General features: G+C 42.5%; 19 protein-coding genes and 1 tRNA gene. 5 read left to right on the top strand and 15 right to left on the bottom strand.

The features are described from left to right. Positions 1-14: 14 nt before the first annotated feature. A complete protein-coding gene (hpf, locus tag CP948_RS04545; RefSeq protein ID WP_096601715.1) occupies positions 15-617 on the top strand; it encodes a ribosome hibernation-promoting factor, HPF/YfiA family in 603 nt (200 codons plus the stop codon). On the opposite strand, the gene CP948_RS04540 is transcribed toward hpf, so the two are convergent. The 8 genes from CP948_RS04540 to CP948_RS04505 form a co-directional block, all read right to left on the bottom strand. Beyond that, positions 618-1,007 (bottom strand): YMGG-like glycine zipper-containing protein, encoded by a 390-nt coding sequence (locus tag CP948_RS04540; protein WP_096602012.1) that lies wholly within the window; start codon positions 1,005-1,007, stop codon positions 618-620. Positions 1,008-1,024: 17 nt separating this feature from the next. Continuing rightward, positions 1,025-1,762: a menaquinone biosynthetic enzyme MqnA/MqnD family protein gene (locus CP948_RS04535; protein ID WP_096601712.1), complete on the bottom strand. Its 738-nt coding sequence runs from the start codon at positions 1,760-1,762 to the stop codon at positions 1,025-1,027. Then, on the bottom strand, positions 1,759-2,775 hold the full coding sequence (gene trpD, locus CP948_RS04530; protein WP_096601708.1) for an anthranilate phosphoribosyltransferase: 1,017 nt from the start codon (positions 2,773-2,775) through the stop codon (positions 1,759-1,761). Before trpD ends, CP948_RS04535 begins: the two co-directional genes overlap by 4 nt. Before the next feature lie 7 nt (positions 2,776-2,782). Beyond that, positions 2,783-2,860, bottom strand: a tRNA-Asp gene (locus CP948_RS04525). Between the two features lie 19 nt (positions 2,861-2,879). Then, entirely contained in the window at positions 2,880-3,560 is a 681-nt protein-coding gene (locus CP948_RS04520) for an SCO family protein (RefSeq protein WP_096601705.1), read from the bottom strand. A 1-nt stretch (position 3,561) separates the two neighbouring features. Continuing rightward, on the bottom strand, positions 3,562-5,304 hold the full coding sequence (locus CP948_RS04515) for a cbb3-type cytochrome c oxidase subunit I (protein WP_096601701.1): 1,743 nt from the start codon (positions 5,302-5,304) through the stop codon (positions 3,562-3,564). Further along, a complete protein-coding gene (locus CP948_RS04510; RefSeq protein ID WP_096601698.1) occupies positions 5,301-5,753 on the bottom strand; it encodes a cytochrome c oxidase subunit II in 453 nt (150 codons plus the stop codon). Before CP948_RS04510 ends, CP948_RS04515 begins: the two co-directional genes overlap by 4 nt. Positions 5,754-6,072: 319 nt before the next feature. Next, on the bottom strand, positions 6,073-6,954 hold the full coding sequence (locus CP948_RS04505; RefSeq protein WP_096601695.1) for an FAD:protein FMN transferase: 882 nt from the start codon (positions 6,952-6,954) through the stop codon (positions 6,073-6,075). On the opposite strand from CP948_RS04505, the gene CP948_RS04500 reads away from it, so the two are divergent. The 3 genes from CP948_RS04500 to CP948_RS04490 are packed head-to-tail and all read left to right on the top strand — an operon-like array spanning position 6,935 to position 9,593. Next, a complete protein-coding gene (locus CP948_RS04500; protein ID WP_096601692.1) occupies positions 6,935-8,023 on the top strand; it encodes an SH3 domain-containing protein in 1,089 nt (362 codons plus the stop codon). The genes CP948_RS04505 and CP948_RS04500 overlap by 20 nt on opposite strands. Before the next feature lie 9 nt (positions 8,024-8,032). After that, positions 8,033-8,935 carry a homoserine kinase gene (gene thrB, locus CP948_RS04495; protein ID WP_096601689.1) on the top strand — a complete coding sequence of 301 codons (903 nt, stop codon included), beginning with the start codon at positions 8,033-8,035 and terminating at the stop codon, positions 8,933-8,935. Further along, a complete protein-coding gene (locus CP948_RS04490) occupies positions 8,916-9,593 on the top strand; it encodes a type III pantothenate kinase (RefSeq protein ID WP_096601685.1) in 678 nt (225 codons plus the stop codon). Before thrB ends, CP948_RS04490 begins: the two co-directional genes overlap by 20 nt. On the opposite strand, the gene CP948_RS04485 is transcribed toward CP948_RS04490, so the two are convergent. Beyond that, a complete protein-coding gene (locus CP948_RS04485; RefSeq protein WP_096601682.1) occupies positions 9,565-9,858 on the bottom strand; it encodes a DUF2103 domain-containing protein in 294 nt (97 codons plus the stop codon). The genes CP948_RS04490 and CP948_RS04485 overlap by 29 nt on opposite strands. Positions 9,859-9,873: 15 nt before the next feature. Here CP948_RS04485 and CP948_RS04480 point away from each other — a divergent pair, with 15 nt between their 5' ends. Further along, positions 9,874-10,524, top strand: a complete 651-nt coding sequence (locus CP948_RS04480; RefSeq protein ID WP_096601679.1) for a phosphoribosyltransferase — start codon at positions 9,874-9,876, stop codon at positions 10,522-10,524. On the opposite strand, the gene CP948_RS04475 is transcribed toward CP948_RS04480, so the two are convergent. The 6 genes from CP948_RS04475 to CP948_RS04450 all read right to left on the bottom strand — a co-directional run bounded on the left by CP948_RS04475 (position 10,505) and on the right by CP948_RS04450 (position 14,646). Continuing rightward, entirely contained in the window at positions 10,505-10,900 is a 396-nt protein-coding gene (locus tag CP948_RS04475; protein WP_096601676.1) for a bacteriohemerythrin, read from the bottom strand. The two genes, CP948_RS04480 and CP948_RS04475, sit on opposite strands and share 20 nt — an antisense overlap. A gap of 87 nt (positions 10,901-10,987) precedes the next feature. After that, positions 10,988-11,701, bottom strand: coding sequence for a 2-oxoacid:ferredoxin oxidoreductase subunit gamma family protein (locus CP948_RS04470; protein ID WP_096601673.1), 714 nt, complete (start codon positions 11,699-11,701; stop codon positions 10,988-10,990). Continuing rightward, positions 11,698-12,558, bottom strand: a complete 861-nt coding sequence (locus CP948_RS04465; protein ID WP_096601670.1) for a thiamine pyrophosphate-dependent enzyme — start codon at positions 12,556-12,558, stop codon at positions 11,698-11,700. The genes CP948_RS04470 and CP948_RS04465 overlap by 4 nt, the downstream gene beginning before the upstream one ends. After that, positions 12,548-13,750, bottom strand: a complete 1,203-nt coding sequence (locus tag CP948_RS04460) for a transketolase C-terminal domain-containing protein (protein ID WP_096601667.1) — start codon at positions 13,748-13,750, stop codon at positions 12,548-12,550. Before CP948_RS04460 ends, CP948_RS04465 begins: the two co-directional genes overlap by 11 nt. A 73-nt stretch (positions 13,751-13,823) precedes the next feature. Then, positions 13,824-14,393: a carbon monoxide dehydrogenase beta subunit family protein gene (locus CP948_RS04455; protein ID WP_096601664.1), complete on the bottom strand. Its 570-nt coding sequence runs from the start codon at positions 14,391-14,393 to the stop codon at positions 13,824-13,826. Between the two features lie 22 nt (positions 14,394-14,415). Beyond that, positions 14,416-14,646: a 4Fe-4S dicluster-binding protein gene (locus tag CP948_RS04450; protein WP_012964184.1), complete on the bottom strand. Its 231-nt coding sequence runs from the start codon at positions 14,644-14,646 to the stop codon at positions 14,416-14,418. Positions 14,647-14,812 lie beyond the last annotated feature (166 nt).

Below are 14,812 nucleotides of genomic sequence, written 5' to 3'. Positions count from 1 at the left end.
AAGGAGGTCAGAAAATGAACTTGGAATTTATCGGAAAGGGCATTGAATGGACTGACGCTATGAAAAGCTTTGTAGAAGGCAAATTGGAAAGGTTATCGAGGTTTTTAAAGGAAGCGGAAGAGGATCAAGTGGAAGTGGTAGTCACCCTTTCTACCACAAGGGCAAAGCAGAAGGACTTTGCAGGAGATAGCAGACCTACTCTTTACAGGGTAGACATAGACATGTACCTCAAGACTTGGGGTGGTGGTAGTGTTCACGCATGGGAAGAAGATGTGGATGTGTTTTCTGCACTTGATAGGGTTATGGACGAAGTAGAAAGGCAGATCATAAAGTTAAAACAGCGCAGACACGAGATAAGAAGAAGGGGAGCAAAGCTAAAGGAAGAGATGCTAACCGCAGGGCTGATGCCTTCTGAGGAAAGGGAACTTCCTCCTGTAATAGAGGAAGAGCTTGTTGTGGAAAAACCCATGAGTCTTGAGGACGCCATTTTTGAGCTAAAAGGTACAGGCGTATACTTCCTTCCTTTTGTTGATGTAGAAACAGGTACTCTTAAAATACTTTACAGAAAAAGAGGAGGAAACCTTGGTGTCATAAACACCAAGTGTAAGATGCTCTGATCAGGGACAAACCTCTTTTTCTTCCACCTTTACGAGTTTACCATTTTGATAATAGCTGGTTTTTACTATCTTACAGTTTCCTTTCGATGCCACTGGCTCTGCATAAACCTTTTCTCTTCCATCTTCAGATCTGTATTCCACAGGTCTGTTATTTATTGCAGCTTCCCTTGCAGCCCTTGAGGCTATCTCCGTTATAGTTCCTCCTAAGACCGCACCGAGCACACCGCCTATAACAGCTCCTCTCCACCTGTTCTCTTTGTCTATAAGTGCTCCTGCTATGGCACCTCCTGCAGCGCCAACACCGGCTCCTTGATAAGTCTTCTCTGAGGTCACCTGTCCACAACTTACCAAAAACATCACCGGAATCATAAATAAAGCTACCTTCTTCATTCCTACACCTCCTTTCATCACTTAGTATAACCTCTTGAATCTAAAAACTTCATGAAAATTTCAAGGGAAGTCAGCTCCTGTTCTCCAAGTCCGTTGTGAAGGCACTTTGTGAAATACTCAACAAGCTCTTCCCACTCAAAACCCTCTATCTCTATCTTTCTCTGCATAAGGTCATCGAAGAAAGCCTTTTTTGATGCATTGCACAGCTCACCTATTCTTTGAGCAAGCCATAAAGGCGCATCTTTCCTTACTATGAAAAGGGCAAAGACAAAAGGCAGTTTGTGTTTTTTGTACCACTCATGGCCAAGGTCATAAATGTAGGGAAATTTACCTCTCTTTTTCTCAAACAATGCTTCATCACCTATGAGCAAAAGACAGTCTGCACATTCTCTATCTTCTGTGTAGATGGGTTTTATGCGGTAAATCTCTTCAAGCACATATATGCTAAGATATCTTGAGGTTATAGAGTTGGGTGTAAGATACACCTTTTTGACCTGCGCAATAGGTACATGGGAAAAGAGCAACACAGAGCAGGTGTATTCCTTAGAAGATATGGAAATGTCAGGCACATAGTCATAAAGATGAGAGTTTACAAGATACTCCACCGAAGAAACTATCCCCGCTTGTATATCTCCCTTCCTTAACATAAGCGCAAGTTCAGAGGGATGTCCGTATACGAGCTGTATGTTTTGGTCTTCCCACTTGTAAAAAAGGGGAATGGTGTTTAGGTAAGCTACCCTCCCAACTTTTATCATAACTTTTGGGATAGCTCTACGAACCTTGTGAGCTTCTCGTAAGCTTTACCACTGTGTATAGACTCCTTTGCCCTCTCCAGAGCGGTTTTTTTGTCTTCTGTAATACCAGAGACTATAAGCCCAAACATGGCATTCAAAAGCACCATGTAGTACGCGGGAGATTCCTCCCCTTTAAGAACGGACATAGCAACTTTTGCGCTCTCTTCTACACCCGATACGCACACAGAACTTAAAGGATATCTTTTAAATCCTACATCTTCTGGTACAAACTCGTAAAGTATAACTTCTCCACCTTCTCTTAGCTGTGCTATCTTGGTGGTAGAGGATATGGAGACCTCGTCTATTCCATCTTTACCGTGCACAACTATAGCACTTTTACACCCGAGACCTTTAAGAGCGCGAGCTATTTTATCAACAAGCCTTTCAGAGAAAACTCCAAGCAGTTGTCTCTTGGCACCCGCTGGATTGGAGAGGGGACCTACCAAGTTAAACACTGAACGCACACCTACCTCTCTCCTTGGACCCAAAACCCTTTTCATGGCAGGATGAAAGATGGGTGCAAACATAAACCCTATACCAAGCTCCTCTATCATAACAGCCACTTTTTCTGGTGAAAGGTCTATCTTTGCTCCCATATATTCCAGAAGATCTGCGCTTCCGCTTTTTGAGGATACTGATCTGTTGCCGTGTTTGGCTACTCTTACACCCGCACCTGCAAGCACAAAGGCTGTAATGGTGGACACATTAAAAGTTCCCTGCATGTCCCCACCGGTACCACAAGTGTCCACAAGCTCTTCCGGTCTTGAAACAACCACCTTGGTAGCTAACTCTCTGAAGATTTCCGCAGAACCTTCTATCTCTTCTACGCTTTCCCCCTTCATCTTGGTGGCTATGATGAAAGCACCTATCTGTGCATCTGTGGCTCTCCCCTCCACCATATCCTTTATGGCTGTCTTGATCTCTTCTTTTGTGAGATTCTCAAAGTTGGACAGTTTATAAAGTATTTCCTTCATAGCAAAGTGGCGGAGCCGACGGGACTTGAACCCGCGCCCTCCGGCTTGACAGGCCGGCGTTCTGACCGGGCTGAACTACGGCTCCTTACCAATATTTTATTATATCACCTTTTGAAGATTTTTAAAAGTATGTAAAGAGAGGTAGATACAAAACCCAATAAACCAACAAAGAACACGTAAGGTCTTGCTATCTCAAGTATGCTTTCCTTCCCCATAGCCTTTTTTAAATCTTGATGACTGAAAACCACGCCGTAGAGGTATTTTTTCACCCTCATATCTGGAGATATAACCACCAAAAGATTGGGATGGATAAAGTCTCTGTTTTCCAATGTCATAAACCTAAAGTCTATTGCATCTACAAGTCTAAAGAGATTTTCCTTATCCTTTGCTATGACCACCTTCCAACCAATGCCGTCTATATGGTGCTCCTCTTGAAACTTCCTTATGTCCTTAACTGTGTCTTTGGGATCAAAAGAAAAACTGATAACCCAAAAGTCCTTTCCGGGTTTTCCCAGCTGGGAAATTGCTTTTTTTAGAGAATCCGTTATTATGGGACAAGCAGAAGAACAGTGCGTGTATATGGGACTCAAAATTATGGGCTTTCCTTTGAGCTCATATATGTCAAAAGTGTTTCCGTAAGAGTCCATTAGCTCTATGTGGGGTAAATGCTTCCCCAGAGTTCTTGATTCGTTAGGAGGTATCCCTGTTCCTTGAGAGTAGGTGTAGCTAAAAAATAAAAGAAGGGGGAGGATCCCCCAAAACAAAAGGCGCACGAGGGAACGCATATCACTTGGCTTCTGCGGTATTTGTTTTCTCTTCTTTTGCACTCTGAGGTTTGGTTATAGGCACAGGATTTTTGTCGTTGTATCCCGGAGAGTCAAAGAATACACCCCTCTTGGTAACATCGTACAAAGCAGGTAAGTAAGATAGCACGAAGAGTAGCACTGATACGGTAAACCACGGCGTCAAACGGTTAAGCGCTGGAGCTTTTTCGTCGTGCAGTGCAGATGCAGTAGGAAATTCGAGGGTTTCCTCTCTTACCTTTGGTGAAAGGATAGTTCCAAAGAAAGACACAGCCCAGAATACAAATCCAAGCACTATTATAAAGGCTGCAAAGGCGGAAAGTTCCGCATAACCTACCCATTCGGGTCTGTAAAGAGGAGACTCAGGGTTTAGGTAGGATAAACCTGCGTTTGTTCTTCTTGGGAATCCATGAATACCAGCTACAGACATAGCATACTCAAAAATGAGCATGCCCTGCCACCACAACCACGGAGCCAAAACCGCAAGTCCCTTAAACCTTATATCCTTACCCATGAGTTTGGAAACCATGTAAAGGGATATACCCAGAAGAGACAGAGTAACAAGGCCCCCTACGGTAGTGTGAAAGTGCCCTGGTACAAAGGAGGTGTTGTGTACCACGAGGTTCACATTGTAAGACGCATTGACTATACCCGTTATGCCACCTACGAAGAAGAGGAAAAGACCTGCCATAAAGTAGGAAACCAACCACTTATCACCCTCTAAGCTTATGTAGGGTATCTTGGTCCACCAATAAAAGAGGGAGTCTCTTACCTCAGGATATTTCTGTTTTATAGAGTACTCAAGAGATGCAGCAACGGTAAAGGCTGTGAGCATGCTGGGAACAGCTACTCCAAAAGTAAAGAGCGCGTGTATGAGCTTGTAGTTGTTGGTTACAGCAGGTTCAGTAAACTGGTGGTGAAGACCTACAGGGAAGGAAAATAGTATAAAGAGTATGAAGGCAAACCTTGCAGCGCTGTCCGAATACAGCTTTCCATCTCCTGTTACTATCTTTGGAAGTATGGTATACAGCATGGTATAAGCAGGCAGTAGCCAGAAGTAAACGAGGGGGTGTCCAAAAGCCCAAAAGAGTGTTCTGCTGAGAGACACATTCTCTTCTTGGGTAATACCCAAAGACAGAGGAATCATCTGAAAGACTACCGTAATTACTACAGGGACGAGCATGATAACCCACATGATGTGATTGACAAAAACACCAAAGACCGCCAAAGGTACTTTCTCTCCTGGGTGTTCCTTCCTCCAAGCTATGTAATTAGGTGCCCAGTCAAAGAAAAGAGGAATTATGGAACCTACAAGCAGAAGAGCAGCACCTATGTAAAAGGCAGGGTGAGCTACAAGGGGAAGGTAAAAGGTGTATAGTACATTGGCTTTGCCCGTAAACATAGCCCACGCAGCCATAAGAGTGCCTATGACCATCATCAAAAAGCTAACCCATTGGACTGCAGGCCTGAGCGGTTTTTTCAGATAATAGAGAAACACCGCATTACCAAAAGCCACAATTACCATGGTGGTAAACACTACCGCATTTATAACACCGTGAAGAGTAAGCCCCTGATAGTACTCAATGCCCAAGAAGGACATGTCCTTTATAATACCCGCCCTATAGAGTGCCTGCATAAGTCCGTGGTATATACCAAAAACAAGTAGCAGTATGGGAAATATGATCTCACCTAAAATAACAGTTTTTACGCTTCCTTCCACCTTCATTTCTGCTCACCTCCTTTTACCACTATCTTTGTAGTCATATCCTGATGTCCTATACCGCAGTATTCGTGGCAGACTATGTGATAAACACCCGGCTTTTCAAACTTGACCCTTGCGTAAGATATGGCTCCAGGCACAGCCATAAGGTTCACATTGGTCCCATCAATCTGAAAACCGTGGACTACATCCCCACTGGTCAGGTATATGTCCACCGTTGATCCTACCGGCACTTCCACATCCGCAGGCTCAAAGTACCACATCTTGGCAAGGTAGTGGATCTCATACCTGTCAGGTGCATGCTGGATCACCTGTCCCTGCGTGTAGGGTTTCACATCCGTTATACAGGTAGGTACATCAATGTTTAAACCTTTAGCAGCGTAAACTATGAGAGCAAAGAAAAAACCAAGAAAAATCACTGCTGTGATGAATGCACCCTTCTCCGCCCTGTCCATGGTATTACCCCCTTGCTATTAGCGTCAAGTAAATGGAGAGCCATACAAAGGCATAAAAGGCAAGCATAAGAACAAGAAATGCTACTGCACCTTTTGGGAAGAAGTCTTCATGTCCTTCCATGTGTCACCTCCTTTTTACAGAACTATAAGCTATTTTTAATAAATATATAAGGAGTTCTTATAATGTCAAGGACTACTATTTGGTATAATTTTACAAATAGATTTCTATACTCTTAAATCTTATTTTCTACATCTTCCGATGTAAGAGTTATCATCTAATAATATTTTATTGATTATAAAGATTAATAAATCTTAAAATTCAGTTTCGCAGGATGACAAGCTCGAAATAGTTAAGAAAGGTTCTGTTGAAATAAACAGACCCATCTTTATAGAGGAGCAGTATGCCTATGTCCTGATGGTTTTCTAAGAATCTCTGTCTTTGTTCGTCACTCATAGCAAACACCGCAGTGGATATGGCATCTGTAGCAGTACAATCCTCGTAGGCAACGGTAACCTGAAGCAAGGAATTTGGTTTTCCTATTATATGTTCTCTCAGATAGTTGCCAGAAGTAGATAGACAAACATCTCTTTTATTTATAGCTTCCATCAGAATACCCTTTGTGATGGGGTCATATACTGCCAGCAGTCTTTTCTCTCCCCACACTTTCATGTCTCCCGCTATGGATATAAAACCTTTTGGAGTTTTTACATATTCATAAGCCTTCTGCACCGCGTATCCCTTACCTATACCACCCAAGTCTATAGCCATATTTTTTTCTGTTAAAAACACCTTACTGCCTTCTAACTTAACTTTTCTGTAATCAACAAGTTTGGTAGCTTCTTCTATTGATATCTCCTTGTTTCTTTTAGCCCTTATGGTTATAGCACCTACCGTTATGTCAAAAGCTCCTTCCGTTATCTGAGAGATGTAAAGTGCCTTTTTTATGACCTCTAAGGTTTCTGGTGATACAACCACAGGCTGAATTCCCGCATTTTTGTTTATTTCCGAAACCTCCGAAGTGTCCATATAGTCCGAAAGTTTCTCTTCAATATTTCTCATGTATCTGTAGGCTTGGTAGTTTTTACCTCCCGGTAGATCAATAATAGCGTAAGTTCCCATTAGATAAAACACTTCCTCTTTTGGGAAGGATGCAGAAAGAGAAAGGATTAATATAACTACTATGATAGTTATTTTCCTCATACTATTTTTCAGTATAGCCCAAAGCCTTGAGGTAAGTAAGATAAACTCTCAGATTCTCACCTCGATACCCTATGTAGTGAATCTAACAGACTTTCCAGAAAAAGTAAAGGGAAGTACGGTAAAAGAGTGGATGTTTAAAGATGTTTTACCTATGGACAAAAGCTTTGTGGAGAATACAAACTTGGAAGGTGTTCCGCAGGAGATAAAAGTATCCTTTGGTTGGACCTTAAGAAGGACAAACATGAAGATGTATCCTACAGACCTTGCCATATACAAAAACAATAAGGACATAGACCTAAATCAGTATACTCTTCTTGAACCTTTCACACCCCTGGCGATACTTCATACCTCAAAAGACGAAAATTGGCTCTATGTCCAGTCTCCCTTTATGAGGGGATGGGTAAAAAGGAAAGATGTTGCGATAAGGGATAGGAAAGAACTTCTTGAAGTGCTTTCTTTACCCTTTCTTGTAGTGTTAAAGCCAAAGCTTTACATAAAAAACTTGGAGTTTGGGCTTGGTTCCAAAGTGCCTTATTTGAGTAAGGAAGGGGAGCTTTACCGTGTTTTACTTCCTGATGGCTCTTATCATACAGTGAGCCTATCAGAAGGTTTTAACGATGGTTATCTTGAGTACTCTGAAGGTCTTGTCAAGAGCGTACTGGAAAGGCTTTTGGGACAGCCTTATGACTGGGGAGGAAGGCACGGTAGTTGGGATTGTTCTTCCCTTGTTAAAGATGTATTTTCCCTTTTTGGACTTGAACTTCCAAGAAACTCTCAGCAACAATCACAGATAGGGATAAAGGTAAAAGAAGGTTTCAGTAGCTACGAAGAGATGAAAACCACTCTTGAAACATTACCACCTTTTAGAACCCTCCTTTTTCTCAGAGGACATGTTATGCTATATGGTGGCATGGAAGGAAAAGACATTGTGATCTACCATGCGCTTTATGGTATTTTGCGTGATGATGGAAAGTACATAAAGGTCAACAAGGTGGTAAAAAATTTACTTGAAAGAGATAAGCTTACAAACATATACAGAAGAGTAATAAGTGTAAACGTGCTGGAGTAAAATATTTTCATGTTTTGTGTAAGAGTTCCTGCAAGCACGAGCAATCTGGGTTGCGGTTTTGATACCTTTGGGCTCGCGCTTAGTCTATACAACGAGTTTTTCTTTGAAAGATGGCAAAAGTTTACAGTAGAAGGAGAAGGAGAAGGAACTAACCTACCCAAGGATGAGAATAACCTCTTTATAAGAGCCTATCTTAAAGCTTGTGAATACTTTGGAGAAGATCCAAAGCCCATTAGAGTAATTCAGAAGAACAGTATACCTACGGGGAGGGGTCTTGGGTCCTCTGCTACAGCTATAATAGGTGGTATAACCGCCTTTGAGATCCTGCACAGTAAAAGGCTAAGCCAGGAGGAAAAGCTAAAGTTAGCCATAAGCATGGAACCACACCCAGATAATCTCTCTCCCGCACTTTTGGGTGGCTTTGTAATATCTCTTTGGGACGGTAAAAGACTCATTTATACCAAGATGGATTTCCCCGAGGACATCAAAGTGGTAGTCGCTGTACCAAATTTTGAGCTTTCTACTGATATAGCAAGAAGCATCTTAGAGCAAAAGGTCAGCCTATCTGATGCGGTAAACAACATCCAGAGAGCGAGCTTGATGATGGCAAGCCTGTGCAAAAGGGAGTATGATCTTCTTAAAGAGGCGGTAAAGGATAGATTGCATCAACCTTACAGAGCCAAACTCATACCGGGTTTTTTTAAAGTGATGGATAGGGCTTACCAAGAGGGAGCTTTAGCGGTATTTCTGAGTGGTGCAGGACCCTCTGTGGCTTCCTTTTCCAACCGCAACTTTGAAAATATAGGAAAAGCTATGACTAAAGCCTTTGAGGAAGAGGGTATAACAGCAAGATACTTGGTTCTTGATGTAGATCAAGAAGGGACTAAGATTTATGAAGGTTTTAACTCTTGATGTGGGAAACACCAGCGTTGATGCCTGCCAATACGACGGTAAAAACCTTACCTTTATCCGAAAACTTTCCCATAAGGAATTAGAACATTTAAGAGGCGATTACGATAGGGTATATGTAGCATCAGTAAAGCCCTCTCTAAACATACTACTAAAGGAGATCTTTCCCAATGCCCTTTTTGTAGAGGGTAAAGATATACCAATAAAGGCAGGTTTTGACACAACCAAAGTAGGCGTTGATAGGCTCTTAAACCTTTACGGAACGCTTGGTTTTTACTCTGAGAATGCCCTCGTAGTTAGCTGTGGGACAGCCCTTGTGCTTGATGTCCTTGTGGAAGGAGTGTTTGAGGGTGGATTTATAAGCCTTGGATTGGCTACAAAGCTACAGTGCCTTTCGCAGAGAGCAGAACTTATACCCTCTTTTGAGCTTAAGAAGGTTGAGGTAATTTTAGGTAAAGATACACAAAGTGCAGTTGTTGGAGGAGTTCTAAAAGAAGCTAAAAGCTTTATAAAAACCCTTCTTGAGGAATTGAAAAACACCTACATGAAGGATTTTTCCTTGGTGATCACGGGTGGTGATGGATGGCTTCTTGAAGATATGGGAATCTATGACCCCTTACTGATACATAAAGCTATGCTTCGTATCCATAAGCTTCTTTAAATTGCCTTTCAAAAGCTTGGCTATCGCTACAAACCACAAAAACTTCTTGCACAGAAGTGCCATTTTTATAAAGAAGCTTAAAACCAGAGTTTGTCCTGTATTTAAGAAATATACCTTTTGAACCTCTTCCTCTGTTATTTCTTGATATCCTTCCCGGCACTATACTTTTTACTCCATCAAATTGGGATATAACTCTCAGATACCTTTCAAGTCCTTCAAGCAAAGTGTGTTCAACCTTTACTTTGTTTTTTCTGTGTTTGCCCATATATTTAAGTTTAAGATGATCTTTTCAGACAGAACTCAAGCAGGTAAGGTCTTGGGAGAGTATTTAAAAGACAAGATAGACAGAAGGTTAAATCCTATAGTCTTAGGAATACCAAGGGGTGGTGTGGTGGTTGCCAAAGAGGTAGCAAAGATTCTTAATGTTCCTATGAGTCTGCTTATAGTGAGGAAGTTGGGAGTACCACAAAATCCAGAACTTGCTTTTGGAGCAGTGGACAAAGACGGTGAGGTCTACATAGACAAAAAAACGGTGGATTATTTTAGGCTTTCTGAAGACCAGATAAGAAAGGTAGTTCAAGAGGAGATGAAAAAAATAAGGGAAAGGGAAAAGCTCTTCTTAAAAGGTGGCGTGCCCGACCTTTCGGGAAGAGAGGTGATAATAGTTGATGATGGTATAGCAACGGGGTACACAGTTATAGCAGGCGTGAATTTTGTTAAAAGGAGAGGAGCACAAAAGGTAATAGTTGCATCTCCTGTCTGCCCTGCGGATACTTGGAAGAAAATAAAAGAGTATGCTGATGAGGTTTTCTGTTATCATGTATCCCACGAACCTAACTTTGCGGTAGGCATGTTTTACAGAGACTTCCGTCAGGTGGAGGACCAAGAGGTTTTGGAGCTTTTACAAGAGCTCAATCCCCAAGATGCATAGCGGTGGTAGAGTCCCATCTTGCTATGTGTAGCATCAGCCAAGGCACTAACCGTTCCTTTATAAATTGAGATATCTCTTCTGGCTTTTTGTTCCTTTTCCAACTTTCCATAAGTGCCTTTACTTCCTGCCTCATGCTGTCATGTTCCGCTTTGTGCATAGGGTAAGCAAAAAAGTCTCCCTCTCTCATGAGCTCTTCTTCCGTAGAAAAGTGATCTTCTATATCGTAGACCAAAAGTTCCATAAGCTGGTCTATTCTCTCTTTGTTTCCTTCCTCACAGGCAGAATAAAGCTCGTTAATGATCTCTACTTCATCCTCGTGAAGGGCATTCATAATAGAGTTAGCCACTTGAGGTAAGTCCGTCTTTTTTATTATCATAACTCTTCACCTCCTATATAAGTAATTATACACTTACTAAACTTTCAAGAAAAATTATCAAGGGGGCGCTTTATGGCCCCCCACTTTTCATTTAGAGATTGCTTCCTGAGGTCTTGGTAGGAAAGGCTCTATACCTTGTTCCTGAGCCCATCTTTTTGCAAGCTCGTAGGCAGCTTTTGCGGTATTTAGGTTCTTCTCTATGAGCTCTAACTTCTTCTTGAACTTCCTCTCAAGAGCGGAGTCAAGGGATGCGGTACCACCGGATGCCACAAACTTTTTGAGAAATCTTGACTTTATACCTTCTTCTATGGCTTCTAAACCTACACAACCTATCACGCCAAAGAGCGCTCCTATCATAGCCATGTTGGTGGAGAGCTCAGTACCTGCAATATCTATAGCGAACTTTGTAGCTGGAAAGTTAAGCACTTTTACATTCAAAGACTCCAAGTATTCTTTGTCTTCTTCTGTAAGTAAGTCTTCTTCTGTGTTTATGATGATAAGGCCGTTTCTCTTTATGCCAGAGTAAAAGGGCATGGTGTAGGATTTGCCCATGGTGATGACTTGAGGATGGAACACCATTATAACATCAGGATAAACCACTTCACCTCTATCGTAAATAGGTTCTAAGCCAATTCGTGCATAGCTCTCAGCAGGAGCCATTCTCTTCTCAGCACCAAAGAAAGGGTTGGAAACTGCATAATAGCCTTCGTAGTCTGCAGCTGTAGCTATTATGTGAGCGGCAGTAACAGCACCTTGACCTCCCAAAGCTGGCATTCTTATGTTTACCCTTCTCCTCTTCATAGCAAGCCTTCCTCCTTTACTCTGTTTATTACTTCTTCTGCTTGAGGTGTCATGTACTCAAAGAAAGCGAACCTTTCCTTATCCCTTGCTCTCATCTCATCTAAGCCATCGTCAGCATTTAGGCCTATCTCCAGTATGCAAGGTGTATAGAGGTGTACGTATGTAGGTCCTACCTCTCTTGCCACATATATGGCTTTCTTTATCACCTGCTCCACTCTTTTGGGAGAGGACACCGTGAGCCTTGCCACATAATGACATCCCGAGTCTATGGCTAATTGCCACATGGGCACCTTGTCCCACTGCTTACCTTTAGGAGCCATCTTAAAGACATGGCCTTTGACGGTAAGACCGCTTTCCTGTCCACCCGTGTTAGCGTAAACCTCGTTGTCAAAGCATATGGTGGTTATCTTTTCCTGCCTAAAGAAGGACTGAAGGGTACAGTCAAGGCCTATATCCACAGTAGCGCCGTCGCCCGCTAACACCACCACGTCTTTAACCTTGTCGGGGAAGCGCCACTCAAGAACCCTTTTGATACCAGATGCTACAGCATTTTGGTTTCCAAAGAGAGAGTGAACTGTGTGCAAGGCTATGTGAGGAAATACCAGTGAGGTGCATCCAGTGGAGTTTACTATTATGGTGTCCTCGGGGTTAGGAAGGGATGCCAGTATGTACCTGAGAGCCATAGACTCTGGACATCCAGCGCAGAGGGAGTGCTCTTCTATAAGCTCCTTGGTGTAGGGAAGGTCCATAACACCCCTTTTGGGATTGCCCCATGTGGCTTTCTCCTCAAGGTCTATTATCTCTTTTGGCATAAACTCCTTTAGCTCTTCGTTGATGTCGTATATCTTATATGACATGTTTGACCTCCTTTCCTGTGAGTTTTAGAACTTCTTTTACGATAACCTCCGCAGGCATGGTCATTCCACCAGCAACCCTTGGAGCACCTATTATCTCAGCGTTAGAGTGCCCGTAGAGATACCTCCTTACCTCTCTTTCGAGCCAACCTACCACATTAAACTCAGGAACGAATATGTATTTAGCACCCTTCACCGCTTGCCTAAGTTCCTCTATGGGGAAGGGTCTTATGGTTTTGAGTTTGACCACCCTTGCTGGTATACCTTCATCTTCTAAGAGCCTTACTGCTTCCTTTGCTTGAGCGGATGCAGTGCCACACGCTACAAACACAAGATCTGCCTCTGGATCTCCAAAGTGCTCTATGAGGCCCCTAAGGTAGTGTTTAGCGTAAGGTCTTGATCTTTCTATTGCAGCTCTTACCTCCCACTGCCAGCTTGCATGTGTAGCGTAAGATATGTAGTTGGACTTCATAACAAAGGGGTCTCTGAGAAATCTACCTGGAGGAACTTCCGCATCTATAACGGGCATGGGAGCTCTGTAGGGGTTATAAGGAGGAAGTGCTATGTCATCTGGGGGTAGCATAATGGCTTCTCTTGTGTGAGATACAAAAAAGCCGTCAACTACGGTAATTACTGGCACATGCACGTCGGGTTGTTCTGCTACTACAAAACCCGCTAATATCATATCAAATAAGTCTTGAGCAGTTTCTGCATACCATATCATGCAACCCGTGTCAAGCAAAAATCCCACTTCAAGATTGTCAGGTTGTATAGAGAGTGGAGAGTTTACACCTCTTGCCATCAGCACGAGCTGAACTGGTATCCTTGTTCCAGCCCACATGGGGAAGTTTTCCATAGCTCTGAGGGTTCCAGGTCCTGATGTGGTTGTTATGGTTCTGGCACCTGCCATAGCACACCCTGCTATTTCTGACATAACTCCAAACTCGGATTCACCCCTAAAGTAAACACCTACGTATCCTTCCACCCATAACTCACCTATGAGGTGCGCAGCTTCTGACTGCGGAGTTATAGGATAAGATACAGACGCATCAACGGATGCTCGCTTTACCGCTTCTTTAACCGCTTCTGAACCTGTCATAAAGTGTTTTGTTCTTGGAGCTTCAAAAAGAAGGTAGTCTGGAGAAACTACCCTCTGTCCTGCCCTGTTGTATAAAATGGTTTCTGTAGCTTGCATCTTACACCTCCTCAATAAGGGTTTACTTAAATTTACTTAAGAAAGAGATAAATTGCATGATTTTAATCAATTTTCACTTTCCAAGCTCTTTCTTTACTTCTTCTGCCACCTTTATAAACTTTTCCATCTCCTCAACGTGCTGATCTCTGAGAGTTATCATGGCATCTTCGTGTCCTGCCATACCGCACATGGCTATAGTAAAGCAGTCCGTTTCCGCCCTTATGATCTTTAAGGCTACGTTAGCATAGTGGCAGTGAACACCTACAAATATGCAAGCTTTTATCTTATTGTGCCATATGGTAAGGTTAGGATGGTTAGGATTTATCTCTATAGCGGGGTTTATCTTGGGATATTTGGGCCTATAATCGTACATAGGTATGATCTTGGCTCCTAAGACTTCTGCCATCTTTCTCACCAGCTTTGCCTTTTCCTTTGCCTCTTCGTTCCAAGCGTAAAGCACCTGAGGTCCGGGGAATATAGTGGGGTTTTCTCTGGTAAGCATTGCCTTTGCAGCTTCACGCATAGCGATCTCTTCATCTACTATTTCGTTAAACAAAAGGGCTTTACCTGGTGGTGGATTAAGTATACCTTCATAAACCGCCACCGGATAGGGTGAAAAACCACTTGGACCTATATGTGCCATCACAAACCTCCTTTAGGGTTCTTTACTTTTCTGCATGCACTTCTGGCATGATCATGTGTATAGCATTTCGCTTGAGTAGGTTTACACACACATAAACACATAAAGCACAGCCTTTACATCTGTCCTGAATTACATATGCGTGATGTTCTTCGTCAGTGTACATGAGTGTGTTGGGTTCCGGACAAAAAAGAGTGCACTGCTTACAGTTGTATTTACTGCATTCGTCGTTTATCACCTCCGCTACATAGTACATACCTTGCCTCCTGATAAGGATTTTCGGATTTTATTAAGTTAAGACTATTAAAAAAAATGTCAAGTTAAAAGGAGACTGTTTAAAAAATAGCAAAAAAGCTCCCCACAATGGGGAGATAATATTAGAATGAGAAACAAAAAACACAAACAGATCGTAAAGTTCATAG

The organism is Hydrogenobacter hydrogenophilus (assembly GCF_900215655.1).
Classification (GTDB): Bacteria; Aquificota; Aquificia; order Aquificales; family Aquificaceae; genus Hydrogenobacter; species Hydrogenobacter hydrogenophilus.
This window is presented reverse-complemented; position numbering and strand designations above follow the sequence as displayed.

Bases quoted from the DNA above. Each gene is read 5' to 3' on its own strand.
- hpf (WP_096601715.1), top strand. From the start codon at position 15: ATGAACTTGGAATTTATCGGAAAGGGCATTGAATGGACTGACGCTATG.
- CP948_RS04540 (WP_096602012.1), bottom strand. From the start codon at position 1,007: ATGAAGAAGGTAGCTTTATTTATGATTCCGGTGATGTTTTTGGTAAGT.
- CP948_RS04535 (WP_096601712.1), bottom strand. From the start codon at position 1,762: ATGATAAAAGTTGGGAGGGTAGCTTACCTAAACACCATTCCCCTTTTT.
- trpD (WP_096601708.1), bottom strand. From the start codon at position 2,775: ATGAAGGAAATACTTTATAAACTGTCCAACTTTGAGAATCTCACAAAA.
- CP948_RS04520 (WP_096601705.1), bottom strand. From the start codon at position 3,560: ATGCGTTCCCTCGTGCGCCTTTTGTTTTGGGGGATCCTCCCCCTTCTT.
- CP948_RS04515 (WP_096601701.1), bottom strand. From the start codon at position 5,304: ATGAAGGTGGAAGGAAGCGTAAAAACTGTTATTTTAGGTGAGATCATA.
- CP948_RS04510 (WP_096601698.1), bottom strand. From the start codon at position 5,753: ATGGACAGGGCGGAGAAGGGTGCATTCATCACAGCAGTGATTTTTCTT.
- CP948_RS04500 (WP_096601692.1), top strand. From the start codon at position 6,935: ATGATAGTTATTTTCCTCATACTATTTTTCAGTATAGCCCAAAGCCTT.
- CP948_RS04505 (WP_096601695.1), bottom strand. From the start codon at position 6,954: ATGAGGAAAATAACTATCATAGTAGTTATATTAATCCTTTCTCTTTCT.
- thrB (WP_096601689.1), top strand. From the start codon at position 8,033: ATGTTTTGTGTAAGAGTTCCTGCAAGCACGAGCAATCTGGGTTGCGGT.
- CP948_RS04490 (WP_096601685.1), top strand. From the start codon at position 8,916: ATGAAGGTTTTAACTCTTGATGTGGGAAACACCAGCGTTGATGCCTGC.
- CP948_RS04485 (WP_096601682.1), bottom strand. From the start codon at position 9,858: ATGGGCAAACACAGAAAAAACAAAGTAAAGGTTGAACACACTTTGCTT.
- CP948_RS04480 (WP_096601679.1), top strand. From the start codon at position 9,874: ATGATCTTTTCAGACAGAACTCAAGCAGGTAAGGTCTTGGGAGAGTAT.
- CP948_RS04475 (WP_096601676.1), bottom strand. From the start codon at position 10,900: ATGATAATAAAAAAGACGGACTTACCTCAAGTGGCTAACTCTATTATG.
- CP948_RS04470 (WP_096601673.1), bottom strand. From the start codon at position 11,701: ATGAAGAGGAGAAGGGTAAACATAAGAATGCCAGCTTTGGGAGGTCAA.
- CP948_RS04465 (WP_096601670.1), bottom strand. From the start codon at position 12,558: ATGTCATATAAGATATACGACATCAACGAAGAGCTAAAGGAGTTTATG.
- CP948_RS04460 (WP_096601667.1), bottom strand. From the start codon at position 13,750: ATGCAAGCTACAGAAACCATTTTATACAACAGGGCAGGACAGAGGGTA.
- CP948_RS04455 (WP_096601664.1), bottom strand. From the start codon at position 14,393: ATGGCACATATAGGTCCAAGTGGTTTTTCACCCTATCCGGTGGCGGTT.
- CP948_RS04450 (WP_012964184.1), bottom strand. From the start codon at position 14,646: ATGTACTATGTAGCGGAGGTGATAAACGACGAATGCAGTAAATACAAC.